This is a genomic window from Streptomyces sp. (genome assembly GCF_019510245.1).
Lineage (GTDB): Bacteria > Actinomycetota > Actinomycetes > Streptomycetales > Streptomycetaceae > Streptomyces.
In genome coordinates, this window is sequence record NZ_JAEKKT010000141.1 from 65,032 (window position 1) to 79,841 (window position 14,810).

Consider the following 14,810-nt stretch of genomic DNA (forward strand, 5'->3'; position numbering starts at 1 on the left):
GTAATCTCACGGGAAAGTGCAGGGAGAAGGGGGCCCGGAGTGACCGCTGAGGCCAGTCGGGCGGGTGCCGACGAGGAACCCGCCGCCGACGGCGAGCGACCGCTCGACATCGCGCTCCTCACCTATAAAGGGAACCCGTTCTGCGGCGGCCAGGGCGTCTACGTACGGCACCTGTCGCGCGAGCTGGCCCGGCTCGGCCACCGGGTCGAGGTGATCGGCTCGCAGCCTTACCCCGTCCTCGACGCGGGCTACCCCGGCCTCACCCTCACCGAGCTGCCCAGCCTCGACCTGTACCGCTCCCCGGACCCCTTCCGGACGCCGAAGCGGGACGAGTACCGGGACTGGGTCGACGCCCTCGAAGTGGCCACCATGTGGACCGGCGGCTTCCCCGAACCGCTGACCTTCTCGCTGCGCGCCCGCCGCCATCTGCGCGCCCGCGCCGGGGGGAGCTGGACGCGGCCGAGGGATGGAAGCGGCGGTACTCCGTACGGCGCTGGTACGCCTTCACCCGGATGCAGAAGCGGGTCGCCCGCCGGCTGCCCTCCGTGCTCACCGTCTCCGGCACCTCCCGCCAGGAGATCGTCGACCATCTCGGCGTGCGCGAGGACCGCGTGCACGTCGTCCACATCGGCGCCGACACCGACCTCTTCGCGCCGAATCCCGCCGTCCCCCAGGTGCCCGGCCGGATCGTCACCACCTCCAGCGCGGACGTGCCGCTCAAGGGGCTGGTCCACCTCGTGGAGGCGCTCGCCAAGGTGCGGACCGAGCACCCCTCCGCCCACCTCGTCGTGGTCGGCAAGCGGCCCACCGAGGGGCCCGTCGCGCAGGCCGTGGAGCGGTACGGCCTCGCCGGCGCCGTCGAGTTCGTGAAGGGCATCTCCGACGCCGAACTCGTCGACCTGGTCCGTTCCGCCGAGGTCGCCTGCGTGCCCTCGCTCTACGAGGGCTTCTCACTGCCCGCCGCCGAGGCCATGGCGACCGGCACCCCGCTGGTCGCCACGACCGGCGGCGCGATCCCCGAGGTCGCCGGGCGCGACGGAGAGACCTGCCTGGCCGTACCGCCGGGCGACGCGGGCGCGCTGGCGGCCGGCCTGAGCCGGCTGCTCGGCGACCCGGAGCTGCGGCTGCGGCTCGGCCGGGCGGGCCGTGAGCGGGTGCTGAAGCACTTCACGTGGGCCCGGGCCGCCGAGGGGACCGTCGCCCGGTACCGCCAGGCCATCGCCCGCTCTGCGGGCCCCCGCCGCGCCGCGGCGACCGCCGGCCGCCCCGCGGCCCAGACCCCCGGCGGCTCCGCGGCCCCGGTAAGTGTTGCAGGCGTCTCCTCCGAAAGCAGGGCCACGTGCTGACCGTCGACTTCTCCCGGTTCCCGCTCGCGCCGGGCGACCGCGTCCTGGACCTCGGCTGCGGGGCCGGCCGGCACGCCTTCGAGTGCTACCGGCGCGGCGCACAGGTCGTGGCCCTCGACCAGAACGCCGAGGAAATCCGCGAGGTCGCCAAGTGGTTCGCGGCGATGAAGGAGGCCGGCGAGGCCCCGGAGGGCGCGACCGCCACCGCCATGGAGGGCGACGCCCTCGCGCTGCCCTTCCCGGACGAGTCCTTCGACGTCGTCATCATCTCCGAGGTGATGGAGCACATACCCGACGACAAGGGCGTGCTCGCCGAGATGGTGCGGGTGCTCAAGCCCGGCGGCCGGATCGCCGTCACCGTGCCCCGCTACGGCCCCGAGAAGGTCTGCTGGGCGCTCTCCGACGCCTACCACGAGGTCGAGGGCGGCCACATCCGCATCTACAAGGCCGACGAGCTGGTCGGGAAGATCAGGGAAGCCGGTCTGCGGCCGTACGGCAGCCACCACGCGCACGCGCTGCACTCGCCGTACTGGTGGCTGAAGTGCGCGTTCGGCGTCGACAACGACAAGGCGCTGCCGGTACGGGCGTACCACAAGCTCCTGGTCTGGGACATCATGAAGAAGCCGCTGGCCACGCGCGTCGCCGAGCAGGCGCTGAACCCGGTCATGGGCAAGAGCTTCGTCGTCTACGCCACCAAGCCGCACCTGCCCCGGCTCCCCGAACAGGCCGAGCACGCCGAACAGGCCGAGCGGGCCGAACAGACCGAGCGGGCTGAACAGGCCGAGCGGGCCGGGAAGACCGTGAGGGCCGGGAGGGCCCAGAAGGCCGCGAAGACCGGGGCGGCCGCCAAGTGACGCATCCTCGCCGTACAGCGGGAGGACGGCGCGATCCCGTGGTTCCGGGGGCACCACCTCGACCCCTGGGACCACACCGAGGCCGCCATGGCGCTGGACGCGGCCGGGGAGCACGCGGCCGCCGAGCGGGCGTACCGCTGGCTGGCCCGGCACCAGAACGAGGACGGCTCCTGGTACGCGGCCTACGCCGACGGCGCGCACGACGACGTCACCGACCGCGCCCGTGAGTCCAACTTCGTCGCGTACATCGCCGTCGGCGTCTGGCACCACTACCTGTCCACCGGCGACGACACGTTCCTCGACCGGATGTGGCCCGCCGTCTACGCGGCCGTCGAGTGGGTGCTGCGGCTGCAGCAGCCCGGCGGCGAGATCGGCTGGCGCCGCGAGGACGACGGCACACCCACCGACGACGCGCTGCTGACCGGGAGTTCGTCCATCCACCACGCGCTGCGCTGCGCGCTCGCCATCGCCGAGCAGCGGGAGGAGCCGCAGCCGGACTGGGAGCTGGCGGTGGGCGCCCTGCGGCACGCGATACGACGGCACCCGGAGCGGTTCCTGGACAAGGACCGGTACTCGATGGACTGGTACTACCCGGTCCTCGGCGGGGCGTTGACGGGTGCGGAGGCGGGCGCGCGGATCGAGAAGGACTGGGAACGGTTCGTCGTGCCCGGTTTCGGGGTGCGGTGCGTCGTGCCCAACCCGTGGGTGACGGGCGGCGAGTCGGCCGAGCTGGCGCTCGCGCTGTGGGCGGTGGGGGAGTCCGACCGGGCGCTGGAGATCCTCCAGTCCATCCAACATCTGCGGGACGCCGAGTCGGGGCTGTACTGGACCGGGTACGTCTTCGAGGACGACGCGGTGTGGCCGCGGGAGCTGACGACGTGGACGGCGGGGTCGTTGCTGCTCGCCGTGGCCGCGCTCGGGGGGCACGACGCCACCTGCGCCGTGTTCGGGGGCGAGGAGCTTCCTTCTGGGCTTGAGGTGGATTGCTGCGCCTAGCGGGGCGGGGGGTTCTGTGCTACGGCGGGTGCGGGCGCGTCGTGGTTGATCGCGCAGTTCCCCGCGCCCCTACGGGGCGCATGCTCAGTGGCGGTGCATGCGGTTTGCTATCGCGTGGCCGACGAACAGGTAGACCACCGCGGCCAGCCCGTAGCCGGCCACCACTCGCGCCCATGCCTTGTCGAAGGTGAACAGGTCGCGCGACCAGCCTGCGAGCCAGGCCGCCGTGTCATGGACGAACTGGACCAGGCTGTTCGCCCGGTTCGCGTCCAAAAGGTACATCAGGATCCACAGGCCCAGGATGAGGGCCATGACGTCGGCGATGAGCGCGACGACCCTACCGGCCTGATTGGCACCGCGTTCAGAGGACATACCCTGCGGCTTGCCGCTGAACGGTCCTTGAAACCTGCACCGCCTTCTCCCGAGTGGCGAGGTGCCGCCATCTGGGTGACGCTGCCGGAGGAAGCAACCCGCTCGGGGAGGACACCGAGACACACGGGAGGACCCCGTGCCCGTACCGATACGGCGCCTCGTCGTCACGCTCACCCTCTGCTGCGCCCTGGTCGCCGGTGTCACCGCCTGCGCCGGCAGCACCCGGAGCAAGTCCGTCGACACCGGCCTGGCAGCGGCCCCGGTGGCCGACACGCCCAGTCCGAGCACGTCCGCGGAGAAGCAGAAGTTCGCCAAGACCCGGTTCGTCGCCAACGCGGGTCTCGCCGCGGGCGCGACCTACCAGTGGATCGTGAAACCGTGGAAGGCCGGCAAGTTCAAGAAGGGCGCCCACGGCCGCACCTTCGCGCTGATCAAAGCCGCCGCAGCGGGCGGATTCGCCTACAAACGGCTCAAGGCAGCCCAACGGAACGCCCAGGGTGATCCGCTGCTCTCCAAGGCCCTCGCACCGCTCACCACTGCGATCGACGGGCTGAAGGGCCTGCCGGCCAAGCTCCGCAAGGGCGACACGGGCGCGGCGAGTTCGTTCAACGACGTCATCAACAGCGTGAAGGACGCGGGCAAGAGCGCCGGCGCCCCGGTGCACAACCAGGTGCCCTCGGCCGGTCAGCTGACCGGCGGCTAGGAGTTCAGCTCGGCGAGCACCCGCAGGGTGTGAGGGTCCGGGGCGAGGGCCAGCAGGTCGGTCACCGGGCCCTTGCGCCACAACTCCAGCCGCTCGGCGATGCGTTCGCGAGGACCGACCAGCGAGATCTCGTCGGCGAACGCGTCCGGCACCGCCAGCACGGCCTCCTCGCGCCGGCCGGACAGGAACAGCTCCTGGATCCGCCGCGCCTCCTCCGCGTACCCCATGCGGGCCATGAGGTCGGCGTGGAAGTTCCGGGCCGCGTGGCCCATCCCGCCGATGTAGAAGCCGAGCATCGCCTTCACGGGCAGCAGCCCGGCCGCCACGTCGTCGCAGACCCTGACCTGGGCCATGGGGGCGACCAGGAAACCCTCGGGGAGGCCGGCGACCGCCGGGCCGTACACCTCGGGCCGGCTCGGCGCCCAGTACAGCGGCAGCCAGCCGTCGGCGATCCGGACCGTCTGGGCGACGTTCTTCGGCCCCTCGGCACCGAGCAGGACCGGCAGGCCGGCCCGGAGGGGGTGGGTGATCGGCTTCAGCGGCTTGCCGAGACCGGTGGCGTCGGGCCCCCGGTACGGGAGGGGGTGGAAGCGCCCGTCCACCGTCACCGGCCCCTCCCGGCGCAGCACCTGCCGTACGACGTCCACGTACTCCCGCGTCGCGGTCAGCGGCGACTTCGGGAACGGGCGGCCGTACCAGCCCTCGACGACCTGCGGCCCGGACAGCCCGAGCCCGAGCAGCATCCGGCCCCCGGACAGGTGGTCCAGGGTCAGCGCGTGCATCGCGGTGGTGGTCGGCGACCGGGCCGCCATCTGGGCAACGGCCGTACCCAGCTTGATCGTCGACGTCTGGGCGGCGATCCAGGTGAGCGGGGTGAAGGCGTCCGAGCCCCAGGACTCCGCCGTCCACACCGAGTCGTACCCGAGCCGCTCCGCCTCCCGCGCCAGCGGCACATGGTCGGGGGAGGGCCCGCGCCCCCAGTAGCCGAGTGCCAACCCGAGTCGCATGGCCACCTCCTGACGACACGTCAGACAACTGCCGGGTGACTGTACGACAGCGGCCCCTCACCCGGAAGGGCAAGGGGCCGCACGTGCGGGGCTGTTCAGCCGCGCTGGATGCCTGAGGTGTCCTGGAGCACGCCGCGGCGGCCGTCCTGGGTCTGCGCCACGAGGGCGGCACCCCGCTGCTCGACCGCCAAGTACCAGGTTCCGGGCGCCAGTTCGGCGATCGGCGCGGTCGAGCCGTCCTCCGCGAACAGCGGCCGCGCCACCGGTACGGCGAACCAGAACGGCGAGAAGTCGGGGGCCGGCTGCTGCGCGGCGGCCGGGGGCTGCTGCTGGCCGAAGGGCTGACCGGGCTGCGGCTGCGCGCCGTAGGGCTGGCCGGGCTGCGGGGCGGCGGCACCGGGGTAGCCGTAGCCGCCGGGGGGCTGGGCGCCGTAGGGCTGCGGGGCCTGCGGCTTGGGGGCCGGGATCAGGGCCGCCTGGAGCGCCGGGACCAGCGGGGTGGCGATCGCGGCCGCGGCCAGGACCAGCGTGGCGATCAGGCCGAGGATCAGACCGGAACCCGCGCCGACGTCGGCGCCGCCCAACTGGTCGGAGAAGGCGCCCAGCGGGTCGATGGTCGACCAGAACGCGGTCCACAGGGAGAACACCGTGAGGCCGACGCCGATCTGGCCCAGGTCGAGCCCGGCGAACTTGAACGGCTGCGGCAGTGCGCGGGCGAGGACGATCAGGACCGCGCCGGCGATGCCGCCGACGTACATGCTCATCACGAGGCCGAGGTTGTCCCAGGCGTTCGGGCCGGACTTGTCGAACGTGTCGAGGAACGACGCGATGAACAGCAATACCGCTGCTCCGATCACCGCGCCGTCGCCTCTAGTGAGGGAGCGGATATTCACTTCAGGTCCTTCGTGGGTCGTCTCGGCAAAGGAGGCGTCGCGCGTGGCCTCTCATCGTAGGAAGGACACTATCGTCCGGCCGATCAGGGTGTCCGCCCGGTCCGGCCCGCCGATGGCCACCTGGCGCGGGAAACTCACGATTCCGTTACCTGGGACTCAGTGATTCCTCAGCATCCCGGCGGTTGCCCGGTGCCGACAGGCCGCATGCCGCGAGGCGTCGGCGTGAGCCGGCTCGGCACCCTCCGTCCGTTTCCCGGGGAAGTCCGCTATTTCCTGAGGAAGTCCGCGATGCCGTCCGAGATGCCCTGCGCCGCCTTCTGCCGCCAGGCCCCGCTGGTCAGCAGCGCCGCGTCCTTGCTGTCGCGCATGTTGCCGCACTCGATGAACACCTTGGGAACCGTCGACAGATTGAGACCGCCGAGGTCCTTGCGCACGTCGAGACCGGTGCCGTTGCCGACGTAGTTGGACGGTGCGCTGCCCGTGACCTTCGCGAAGTCGCTCTCGACGTGCTCGCCGAGGGTGCGGGAGGAGTCGACGATCGGGCGGGTGTCGGCGGCGCCCGCGTGCACGGAGGCCGGGAGGATGACGTGGAAGCCGCGGTCGCCCTCGGGTGCTCCGTCGGCGTGGATGGAGATGGCCGCGTCGGCGTGCGCGGCGTTGCCGATCTCCGCGCGCTTCGTCACGCACGGCCCCCAGGCCGGCCGGTCCCCGTCGTGCGTCAGCTTCACCGTGGCGCCCTGCTTCTCCAGCAGGGTGCGCAGCCGGTGCGCGACGTCGAGGGTGAAACGGGCCTCGCTGTACCCGGCGTTCGTGGAGGTGCCCGTCGTGTCGCACTCCTTCCAGTTCGTCCCGATGTCCACCTTCTGGTTGATCTCGGACGGGTGCTGGAAGTTCCCCGGGTTGTGCCCCGGGTCGATGACGACGACCTTGCCCTGCAGCGGGCGGGCCGCGCTCGGGCTCGCGGTCGGCACCTTGGCGTCGTCACCCGGCACCGCGGCCGCCGACTTGGGCGTCGCCGCGTCCGCCTGCCCGGCACCGCTCGTGCCGGAGCTCCCGCCGGGCCTGCCCACCCCCTCGTACACCACCCATCCGAGCAGCGCACCGGGCACCAGCGCGGCAAGACCGACGGCCAGCGGCGCCCGCCGGAACCGGGGCCGCCGCGGGGGATCGAATTCCGGGCCTGTGTACGACACGTCTGCCACCCTAACCGTCGTCCGGGGTGTCCATACGGTCCACCAGGGCCCTTCGAGTGACCCGAAAAGCCCGTCTGGATGACGCTCCATCCGCATGGACTGTGAGAGATGTGTGAGACGGTCGCCGCTTCTGTCAGGACTCGACGGCCGTCGAACGTTCCTGGGCGCACCGAGCCTTGCCACTCGGCGAGTGCGGCTTGCCCTTGTCGTTCATGGCCACGTGGCTGCCGCACTTACGGCAGCGCCAGATCCGTTGGCCGTAGGCGTCTGCCTCGGGGGCGTTGAGGTCGACGTCGTGGCCAAGTGATGCGAACCACGCGACTGCGGCCGCGGCCCGTGTGGCTGGCCAGTCGGCCGCCGGAGGGCGCTCAGGGAGGCGGGCGCCAGGCCGGCGCAGGTACCAGCGGATGAGTTCCCGTACGACCTCGGGGCGCCGGCCGTCGGATGCCGTGTCCAGGTCCGCCCAATCCTCGTCGGGGGCCCTGACGTGCTGGATCGGCATCTCTCCTGTGCGTGGCCGAGCCACTGAGCCTCCCGTGCTGGTCGGTTGCTGTGTCCACGGGATCATAGTCAGCCCTTCTTGGAAGGTCGGTATTTCTGTGTACACGAGAATATCGGCAAAACCCTTGCATGGCTAGGCGTGTGCGGCCTAGTCTGTGTACACAGAAACACGGTCCCTTCCGGAAACGGGGCGGCCCCGCACCGGTGCTCGCAACACCGGCCGGGGCCTGACGGACTACCTGCTCTGAACAGGAGATCCGCTGTGTTCAACCTTCTCATGGCCCCTCGCCGCGCCCGTAGTGTGCGTGGCCTGATCGGCGCGCTCGTCGAGTCGGCCGCCGACACCCTCCGCTCCCTCTCTCCGGTCGAGACCCCGGCCGTCGAGGACATCGCGCCCGACCCGGCCGACGTGTACGGCGCCGATGAGATGCCCGAAACCACCACCATCGAGGCCGCCGCCCGCGAGTACGAGCGGGCCACCGACGCCGCCCGCCGCGCCGACCGCGGCAAGCGCGCCGCGAAGAAGATCCTCGACAAGCTGCCCGCCGGCATCTACGGCACGTGGCGCGTCCTCCGCACCCCGGCCTCCCGGCAGACCCCGGACCTCGCCGCCATCACTGCGATCTTCAAGGCCAACAACCTTGGCCCGGTGCCGATGAAGGCGTGCGCGCCGTCGCTGAAGGTCGAGCGCGAGCATCGCGCCACCCTCGGCGCCCACATCAGCTGGGCCAACACGACTGACCGAACCGCCCGCACTGCCCCCGGCAGCCGCGCTGCCGAGGCCCGCTTCGAGAAGCAGGCCCGCGAGCTTCACCCCGACGCGGACGACGAGTTCATCGTGAAGGTCGCCGAGAACCTGCGGAAGGCGCACTACGCCCGCATGGGGCTCGCGTCGGCCGCGAAGCGCCGCAAGGCCCGCGAGGAAGTACGGAGGCCTGATGCCGAAGAAGAGTGACCGCCGCGTCGACCTTCCCGCCGGCCTCGTCCCCCTCCTGAGCCAGCGCGAACTGGAGACGTACTACGACGTCTCCGACTGGATGGTCCTGCGCTGGATCGAGGACGGCATGCCTGTCGAGCCGATGCGGTCGACCGGCTCGAAGAAGGCAACCCGCCGCTTCGACTTGGAGAAGGTCAAGGCCTGGCACGCCAGTGACGTACGGGCAACCAAGGGTTGGCATGACACGCGACCAGCAGGCTGAAGAGTCCACCCACCTCACCGTCGCCGACCTGGCCAAGCGCTGGAACACCACCACGCGCGCCATCTACATCGCCCGGCACCGCGGCAAGGCACCGAAGGCCTTCAAGCGCGGCGAGAGCCGGAGCGCCCCCGTGCTCTTCCCCCTGACCGAGGTCTTGGCCTTCGAGGCCCGGTTGATGGCCGAAGACCGACCGTCGCACCGCGGCACGACGATCGAGCACCGGTCGGCCGAGCCGCTCCACGGCCGGTAGGTTGACGGCTTCCGGCGAGAGCGCACCGGGGCCGCGACCTACGGAATCGGCCAGTCAGGGAGGCAAGGGAGCCGTGGGATCGGACGGCATCTCCTCAAGATTGCCGTGCTCGTCCAACTGCCACCGCACGCCCGAATCGTCAGTGAATGCGGCTACCGCAAGTCCACCCGGGACCTCAACGTCGTTATACGCGGCGAAGCAGAATGTGCGACTGGGACCGATAGTTGGCAAAGGATGTGGGCGCTCATTTCCTCTGTCCTTGTCCACATAGCCGCTGTCTCCCTCCGACACCCAGCCTGGAGCCAACTCTCCAAACTTGACGTGTACATCGGTGATGGGTGCGGAGCTACGGTTGGTAATAAAGAGTCTCGCCATTCGGGCAAAGCGGTCGGTGGTCTTGGCCGCTTCAATGTGCCGTGCCTGCTCAAGTCTGCGGGCCTTGGCGACTGCAAGGCGCTCCGCGCGCTCCAGGGCCAAGGTTGCGGACTGCTCGGCCATGAGCTTCCGCTGTTCGCCGATGAACTGCTGCTGCTCGCTGAGCTGGGCTCGCTGGCTGGCCAACGTCCAAATGGCCGCACCCGCAGCCGATGCCGCGAAGATTGCACCCGCCCACGCCGGGACGTCGCCCCAGTGGATTACGCTCATGGCGCGCATAGTGGCATGGCATACGCCTGCTCCCTGGTATGACATGCGGGGGCCATCACCATGAGAACCCGCAGGTCATGTACCGTCACACCGCATGCCTCATGCGGTGTGAGGGATCTTGTACGGGCTCGGAAATCAGCAGCATCGTCCCAATGCGTCGCCGTACCATGCCCGGCATGACCACGGACGCCGCTCCCCGCGAGCGGAACCCCTTCCTCGAAGCCGTCGGCCGCGTCACCGTCGCGGGTGCCGAACTCGACTTCGGCCTGCGCAGCCTGCTTGGCGCTATTGCCCACGAGCCGACGCTGCTCATGTACGCGAACGCTGCGAACACCAGCCAGCTCATCGAGTTCTGCCGCCTGTCCCTCAAGGTTGGCGTCATTGCCGATGAACACGTTCCCGACATCGAAGCCTGTCTCACCAGAGCGGACAAGTTCCGCGAGCGACGCAACACCATCGTCCACGCCCTGTACATGCCGACCGAGTCCGGCATCGGTATAGAGGCGATGAACCCGACCAGGAAGAAGTTCGGCTACAACTCCACTCCTAATGGCGCCATAAGCGGGCGGGCATGTGGTGATCCGTAGTCGCTCCTGAGGCCTGACCTCTCAAGACAGAGTCGGCCCCACATGCCTTCCCGCTCTGTGAAGCAGCGCCGGGGGTGGCGGGGCCCGGCCGCGCTCCTGCCTTCGTCCCGCGCGGACCGGCCCCGCCACCCCCGCTCGCACACAAACAGCGGCATCGTTGCCTCTCGTGGTCCAAGCCGCCGCCAGGGAACACCTCTCACCGCTCGGCGAACGCTCCCAGTTCCGCAGCTGACCGAGGCCCCTGGCGACCGCTGGGATTGCGAACGGCTAATCGGATGACGGGCCCCGAGCCCTGCCATTAGGGAGACGCGCAACCCGCCACGGCGACGACCTCACACCACCGCCACCCACCCAAGAACACCACCATGACCAGCGTGTTCTGCGGCATCGACTGGGCCACCGACCACCACGACATCGCACTGCTCGACGAAGCCGGCACCCTCCTGGACAAGCTCCGCATCGACGACACACCCACCGGCCTCAGCCAGCTCCTGGACCTGCTGACCCAGCACGGCGACACCCCAGAGAACCCGATCTCGGTCGCCATCGAGACCTCTCACGGACTCCTGGTCGCCTGCTTACGCGCCACCGGCAGACCCATTTACGTGATCAACCCGCTGACCGCCGCCCGTTACCGCGACCGCTACGCACTCAGCCGCAAGAAGTCCGACCACCTCGACGCCAAAGTCCTGGCCAACATCCTGCGCACCGACCCGGCCGAACATCGGCCCCTGTCCGCGGACAGCCACCTCGCCCAGGCCATCACCGTCCTGGCCCGAGCCCAGCAGGACGCCGTCTGGGACCGCGTCCAGACCGGCAACCGGCTGCGCTCCCACCTGCGCGAATACTTCCCCGGCTTCCTCACCGTCTTCCGCCACTTCCGCGAAGGCCTCGCCTCACCCGTCACCCGCGCTCTGCTCGCCGCAGCCCCCACTCCGACCCAGGCCGCCCAGCTCACATGCGCCCAGCTGCAAGCGATCCTGAAGAAGGCCGGACGCCAGCGCGAGATCACCGGCGAGGTCGAACGCCTTCACACGCTGCTGCGCGAACCCCAGATGCACCAGCCACCCGTCATCGAGCAGGCCATGGGCACCAAAGCCCTCGCTCTGCTGCGGCAGTTCGACGCGGCCTGCACCAGTGCCAACGACCTGGAAGCAGCCACCACCACGGCCTTCACCACCCACCAGGACGCCGAGATCATCACCAGTTTCCCCGGTCTCGGCGCACTGACCGGAGCCCGCGTTCTGGCCGAACTCGGCGATGACCACACCCGCTTCACCAGCCCCCGCGCCTTGAAGGCCTACGCCGGATCCGCCCCCATCACCAGATCCTCCGGACGCAAGACCACCGTCCTGGCCAGGCACATCAAGAACCAGCGTCTCGCCTCGGCCGGCTACATCTGGGCCTTCGCCGCCCTCACCGCATCCCCCGGAGCACGAGCCCACTACGACCGCCGCCGCGCAGCCGAAGACCGACACGTCGCAGCCCAACGCAACCTCTTCAACCGCCTACTCGGCTGCCTGCACCACTGCCTCACCCACCGCATCCCCTACGACGAGCAGACCGCCTTCCCCAACACAGCTTGACTGATCAACCGCATCGGATGTCTGTCTCCGTGGAGGAGATGGAGGCGCTGGCCGACGAGGTCGCGGTCCTGCGCGCCGACATGTTCCGCGCCGGATGGAACGCGGCCGCCGCCAAGATGCCCGGTATGGCGCCGATCGCGCCGCGTAAGCCGGGCGACACGGTGAACGGCGCCCCCACCTGACCTTCACCGACCCAAGGGTCACAACAGGGACACAGCGCCCACCCCGGCCGCTCACGCCGAGCATGATGCCCACCTCGACACGCACGTCCAGGGGGGACCATGCGCACCCGCACCTTCATCGCCAGCCTCACCGCTGCCCTCGCCCTCACGCTCACCGCGTGCAGCAACAGCGACCAGGACAGCAAGCAGACGAGCACCGCCAGCACGGCGACCGCCGGCACCTCGGCGAAGGGACGGCACTACGCCAGCGCGCAAGCCATCGTCGACGCGCTCAACGCCGCAGGGCTCACCGCCTCCAAGCCGCAGAAGAACACCGACGACGGCTACATCAGTCAGATCGGGGGCACCGCCTACGACTTCTCGGTGACGGACCAGACCGCCAAGGCGAAGCCCGGGAGTGCCGGCATCAACCTGTTCCCGAACCCCGAGGCTCTCGCCGCGTGGGTGCCGATGTCCAAGAGCCTCGGGGGCGTATCGGTCACGGGCGACACGTGGGCGGTCAGCCTGCCCACGATCGCGACCGGCGCCCGCGCCGACAGTAAGCGGCTCGCCCCGAAGGTCGCCGCCGCCCTGGACGGCACCGTGCAGGAGTAGGCGCAGCACGCAGTCGAAGGCCCCATCTGTCGGTCTCTCGATGCGTTTGGGGACTCTTGCCGTGGCCTGTTGCAGACAACCGGATAGCGGTCGCCCCGCTCCCGCAATCCCGCGCAATCGCCCAGCATCCCGCCGCAACACCGAGGATGCTGGGCATCCCACCAGCCAGAACGGAGAGCACCCATGACGCTCAGGTTCCTCGGCACCACCTCCGAGAACGGCAACTGCCCAACCCTGTACGAGGTCGTAGAGACCGGCGAGATCCTCGTCCAGGGCGACCGCGAGACCGACCCCGAGCACCTCGCCCAACTGCGGGACGTGAAGCCGTCCGAGACGTTCGTACGGATCCCCCGCGAACTCCTCACCCGCTTCGCCCCCAAGGAGTAGACGGCGTGCCCGACCTGATCCCGTTCGACGAGATCACCCACCTGTTCACCGACTGCCAGCACACCGCGTGGCGGCTGGAGACCCAGCGCGGGTACGCCTCCGATCGGACGAGCCCGAACTGGGCCCGCTGGAAGGCCGGCGCCACCTTCGACTACGACCCCGGCAACCCCTGGCAGGCCAACGTCAGGGCACAGACCGAGCAGGGCAAGCGGTTCGAGCGGGTACGCCTGGTCGACGACCCGCCCACCGAAGGGCAGCGGTTCCTCCTCGCCACAGGCCTCGGCAACGTCGCCGCCGGCGAAGACATCCGCAACCTTCGGCGCACCGAGGCCGCGCAGCTGGGCCTCCCCGCGTACGACTTCTGGATCTTCGACTCCCGCACGGTCGTCAAGTTCGTCATCGACGAGGACGGCGTGACCCTCGGAGTGACGGTTCACGGGGACCCTGAGACCGTCGTCCGCGCCTGCCAAGCCCGTGACGCTGCCTGGCATTTCGCCGTACCTACCAGGCAGTTCCAAGCCCCGGTACCGTCTGCCGGGTGACCGATTACCAGTCCGGCCGCGAGGCCCTCGGTGAGCGGCTACGCGAGCTGCGCACCGAGGCCGGCCTGCAGGGCAAGGAACTCGCGGAGCGGCTGGGCTGGCAGCGCTCCAAGGTGTCCCGGCTGGAGAACGGCAAGCAGACCGCCACCGCCGCCGACCTGGAGGCGTGGGCGCTCGCCCTGGACGCTCCCGCCGCCGTCCCGGACCTTCACAGCCGTCTGCGCGGTCTGGAGTCCCAGCAACGCTCCTGGCGCCGCCAGCTCGCCACCGGGCACCGGGCGGTCCAGGACCGCTACGTCGCCGAGTACCGGCGCACCGCGACCATCCGCGGCTACGAGGCCACCGTCATCCCCGGCCTGTTCCAGACCCCGGACTACGCCCGGCACGTGCTCATCCTGAACGCCGAGCTGATGCAGTCGCCCCGCGACACCGACGAGGCCGTGAACGCCCGCATGCGCCGCCAAGAGGTCCTGTACGAGGGCGACAAGACGTTCCGGGTCCTGGTGTGGGAGGGCGCACTCCATGCCCACGTAGGGCCGCCTGAGGTGATGGCCGGGCAGATGGACCGGCTCATCGGGCTGATTGGGCTCCCGCAGATCGAGCTGGGCATCGTCCCGTTCGGCGCCCGCCTGAGGCTCACCCCGAAGCACGGGTTCTGGGTCTTCGACGAGGAACGCGTCGTCGTCGAGACCATCAACACCGAGTTCACGCTGGAGTCGTCGGAGGACGTCGCTCTGTACGGGCGGGTGTGGGAGCGGCTCGACGAGTCCGCGGTCTACGGGCAGCAGGCGCGTCGGCTGATCGGCCGGGCAAGGGCGTCACTCGACCTCGGTTGAGCAACCCGCGCCAACCCGCAGCCGGGATGCGCAATCCGGCGCAATCGGCGCCCGCGGCTGGAACCCGTCTCCCTACCGTCCAGGTCATGGCCCAACTGACCCGCATGGAAGTGCGGCACGCGGCCGGTGACGTGTGG

General features: G+C 70.2%; 19 protein-coding genes and 1 pseudogene. 14 read left to right on the forward strand and 6 right to left on the reverse strand.

Annotated features, from left to right (window positions below; all coding sequences use genetic code 11):
- Positions 1-39: 39 nt before the first annotated feature.
- The 3 genes and pseudogenes from JF597_RS23220 (at position 40) to JF597_RS23230 (ending at position 3,196) form a co-directional block, all read left to right on the forward strand.
- A pseudogene (locus tag JF597_RS23220) lies at positions 40-1,346 on the forward strand (glycosyltransferase family 4 protein).
- Entirely contained in the window at positions 1,340-2,200 is an 861-nt protein-coding gene (locus tag JF597_RS23225) for a class I SAM-dependent methyltransferase (protein WP_293997886.1), read from the forward strand. The pseudogene JF597_RS23220 and the gene JF597_RS23225 overlap by 7 nt, the downstream one beginning before the upstream one ends.
- Positions 2,201-2,287: 87 nt before the next feature.
- Positions 2,288-3,196, forward strand: coding sequence for a prenyltransferase (locus JF597_RS23230; protein ID WP_293997889.1), 909 nt, complete (start codon positions 2,288-2,290; stop codon positions 3,194-3,196).
- Positions 3,197-3,280: 84 nt separating this feature from the next.
- On the opposite strand, the gene JF597_RS23235 is transcribed toward JF597_RS23230, so the two are convergent.
- The gene (locus tag JF597_RS23235) at positions 3,281-3,568 is read right to left on the reverse strand and encodes a hypothetical protein (RefSeq protein ID WP_293997892.1); all 288 of its coding nucleotides are present in this window, start codon (positions 3,566-3,568) and stop codon (positions 3,281-3,283) included.
- Positions 3,569-3,704: 136 nt separating this feature from the next.
- On the opposite strand from JF597_RS23235, the gene JF597_RS23240 reads away from it, so the two are divergent.
- Complete coding sequence (locus JF597_RS23240; protein ID WP_293997895.1) at positions 3,705-4,271, forward strand: hypothetical protein; 567 nt, start codon at positions 3,705-3,707, stop codon at positions 4,269-4,271.
- Here the strand turns inward: JF597_RS23240 and JF597_RS23245 are convergent.
- From JF597_RS23245 to JF597_RS23260, 4 genes are all read right to left on the reverse strand, one after another.
- On the reverse strand, positions 4,268-5,278 hold the full coding sequence (locus JF597_RS23245) for an LLM class F420-dependent oxidoreductase (RefSeq protein ID WP_293997898.1): 1,011 nt from the start codon (positions 5,276-5,278) through the stop codon (positions 4,268-4,270). The two genes, JF597_RS23240 and JF597_RS23245, sit on opposite strands and share 4 nt — an antisense overlap.
- Before the next feature lie 95 nt (positions 5,279-5,373).
- A complete protein-coding gene (locus JF597_RS23250; RefSeq protein ID WP_293997901.1) occupies positions 5,374-6,171 on the reverse strand; it encodes a hypothetical protein in 798 nt (265 codons plus the stop codon).
- Between the two features lie 266 nt (positions 6,172-6,437).
- Complete coding sequence (locus tag JF597_RS23255; protein ID WP_293997903.1) at positions 6,438-7,364, reverse strand: N-acetylmuramoyl-L-alanine amidase; 927 nt, start codon at positions 7,362-7,364, stop codon at positions 6,438-6,440.
- A 133-nt stretch (positions 7,365-7,497) separates the two neighbouring features.
- On the reverse strand, positions 7,498-7,866 hold the full coding sequence (locus JF597_RS23260) for a hypothetical protein (protein ID WP_293997906.1): 369 nt from the start codon (positions 7,864-7,866) through the stop codon (positions 7,498-7,500).
- Between the two features lie 261 nt (positions 7,867-8,127).
- On the opposite strand from JF597_RS23260, the gene JF597_RS23265 reads away from it, so the two are divergent.
- Genes JF597_RS23265 through JF597_RS23275 form a run of 3 tightly spaced genes read left to right on the forward strand, consistent with a single transcriptional unit; the run spans position 8,128 to position 9,314 of the window.
- On the forward strand, positions 8,128-8,820 hold the full coding sequence (locus JF597_RS23265) for a hypothetical protein (RefSeq protein ID WP_293997909.1): 693 nt from the start codon (positions 8,128-8,130) through the stop codon (positions 8,818-8,820).
- On the forward strand, positions 8,804-9,064 hold the full coding sequence (locus JF597_RS23270; protein WP_293997912.1) for a hypothetical protein: 261 nt from the start codon (positions 8,804-8,806) through the stop codon (positions 9,062-9,064). Before JF597_RS23265 ends, JF597_RS23270 begins: the two co-directional genes overlap by 17 nt.
- Positions 9,042-9,314: a DNA-binding protein gene (locus tag JF597_RS23275; protein ID WP_293997915.1), complete on the forward strand. Its 273-nt coding sequence runs from the start codon at positions 9,042-9,044 to the stop codon at positions 9,312-9,314. The genes JF597_RS23270 and JF597_RS23275 overlap by 23 nt, the downstream gene beginning before the upstream one ends.
- Positions 9,315-9,368: 54 nt before the next feature.
- Here JF597_RS23275 and JF597_RS23280 read toward each other — a convergent pair whose 3' ends face one another.
- Complete coding sequence (locus tag JF597_RS23280; RefSeq protein WP_293997917.1) at positions 9,369-9,959, reverse strand: hypothetical protein; 591 nt, start codon at positions 9,957-9,959, stop codon at positions 9,369-9,371.
- Between the two features lie 176 nt (positions 9,960-10,135).
- Here JF597_RS23280 and JF597_RS23285 point away from each other — a divergent pair, with 176 nt between their 5' ends.
- The 7 genes from JF597_RS23285 to JF597_RS23315 all read left to right on the forward strand — a co-directional run bounded on the left by JF597_RS23285 (position 10,136) and on the right by JF597_RS23315 (position 14,673).
- Complete coding sequence (locus JF597_RS23285; RefSeq protein WP_293997919.1) at positions 10,136-10,546, forward strand: hypothetical protein; 411 nt, start codon at positions 10,136-10,138, stop codon at positions 10,544-10,546.
- A gap of 365 nt (positions 10,547-10,911) precedes the next feature.
- Positions 10,912-12,132, forward strand: coding sequence for an IS110 family transposase (locus JF597_RS23290; protein ID WP_293997921.1), 1,221 nt, complete (start codon positions 10,912-10,914; stop codon positions 12,130-12,132).
- Positions 12,133-12,149: 17 nt separating this feature from the next.
- Positions 12,150-12,314, forward strand: coding sequence for a hypothetical protein (locus JF597_RS23295; RefSeq protein WP_293997924.1), 165 nt, complete (start codon positions 12,150-12,152; stop codon positions 12,312-12,314).
- A 99-nt stretch (positions 12,315-12,413) separates the two neighbouring features.
- Complete coding sequence (locus JF597_RS23300; protein WP_293997926.1) at positions 12,414-12,908, forward strand: hypothetical protein; 495 nt, start codon at positions 12,414-12,416, stop codon at positions 12,906-12,908.
- A gap of 183 nt (positions 12,909-13,091) precedes the next feature.
- Positions 13,092-13,295: a hypothetical protein gene (locus JF597_RS23305; RefSeq protein WP_293997928.1), complete on the forward strand. Its 204-nt coding sequence runs from the start codon at positions 13,092-13,094 to the stop codon at positions 13,293-13,295.
- A 5-nt stretch (positions 13,296-13,300) separates the two neighbouring features.
- Positions 13,301-13,837: a DUF6879 family protein gene (locus tag JF597_RS23310; RefSeq protein WP_293997930.1), complete on the forward strand. Its 537-nt coding sequence runs from the start codon at positions 13,301-13,303 to the stop codon at positions 13,835-13,837.
- The gene (locus tag JF597_RS23315; protein WP_293997933.1) at positions 13,834-14,673 is read left to right on the forward strand and encodes a helix-turn-helix transcriptional regulator; all 840 of its coding nucleotides are present in this window, start codon (positions 13,834-13,836) and stop codon (positions 14,671-14,673) included. Before JF597_RS23310 ends, JF597_RS23315 begins: the two co-directional genes overlap by 4 nt.
- The last annotated feature ends 137 nt before the right edge of the window (positions 14,674-14,810 follow it).

Excerpts from the sequence above, each read along its gene's own strand:
- JF597_RS23305 (WP_293997928.1), top strand. The coding sequence starts at position 13,092 with ATGACGCTCAGGTTCCTCGGCACCACCTCCGAGAACGGCAACTGCCCA.
- JF597_RS23290 (WP_293997921.1), top strand. The coding sequence starts at position 10,912 with ATGACCAGCGTGTTCTGCGGCATCGACTGGGCCACCGACCACCACGAC.
- JF597_RS23280 (WP_293997917.1), bottom strand. The coding sequence starts at position 9,959 with ATGAGCGTAATCCACTGGGGCGACGTCCCGGCGTGGGCGGGTGCAATC.
- JF597_RS23230 (WP_293997889.1), top strand. The coding sequence starts at position 2,288 with ATGGCGCTGGACGCGGCCGGGGAGCACGCGGCCGCCGAGCGGGCGTAC.
- JF597_RS23235 (WP_293997892.1), bottom strand. The coding sequence starts at position 3,568 with ATGTCCTCTGAACGCGGTGCCAATCAGGCCGGTAGGGTCGTCGCGCTC.
- JF597_RS23270 (WP_293997912.1), top strand. The coding sequence starts at position 8,804 with ATGCCGAAGAAGAGTGACCGCCGCGTCGACCTTCCCGCCGGCCTCGTC.
- JF597_RS23295 (WP_293997924.1), top strand. The coding sequence starts at position 12,150 with ATGTCTGTCTCCGTGGAGGAGATGGAGGCGCTGGCCGACGAGGTCGCG.
- JF597_RS23245 (WP_293997898.1), bottom strand. The coding sequence starts at position 5,278 with ATGCGACTCGGGTTGGCACTCGGCTACTGGGGGCGCGGGCCCTCCCCC.
- JF597_RS23260 (WP_293997906.1), bottom strand. The coding sequence starts at position 7,866 with ATGCCGATCCAGCACGTCAGGGCCCCCGACGAGGATTGGGCGGACCTG.
- JF597_RS23285 (WP_293997919.1), top strand. The coding sequence starts at position 10,136 with ATGACCACGGACGCCGCTCCCCGCGAGCGGAACCCCTTCCTCGAAGCC.
- JF597_RS23300 (WP_293997926.1), top strand. The coding sequence starts at position 12,414 with ATGCGCACCCGCACCTTCATCGCCAGCCTCACCGCTGCCCTCGCCCTC.
- JF597_RS23275 (WP_293997915.1), top strand. The coding sequence starts at position 9,042 with ATGACACGCGACCAGCAGGCTGAAGAGTCCACCCACCTCACCGTCGCC.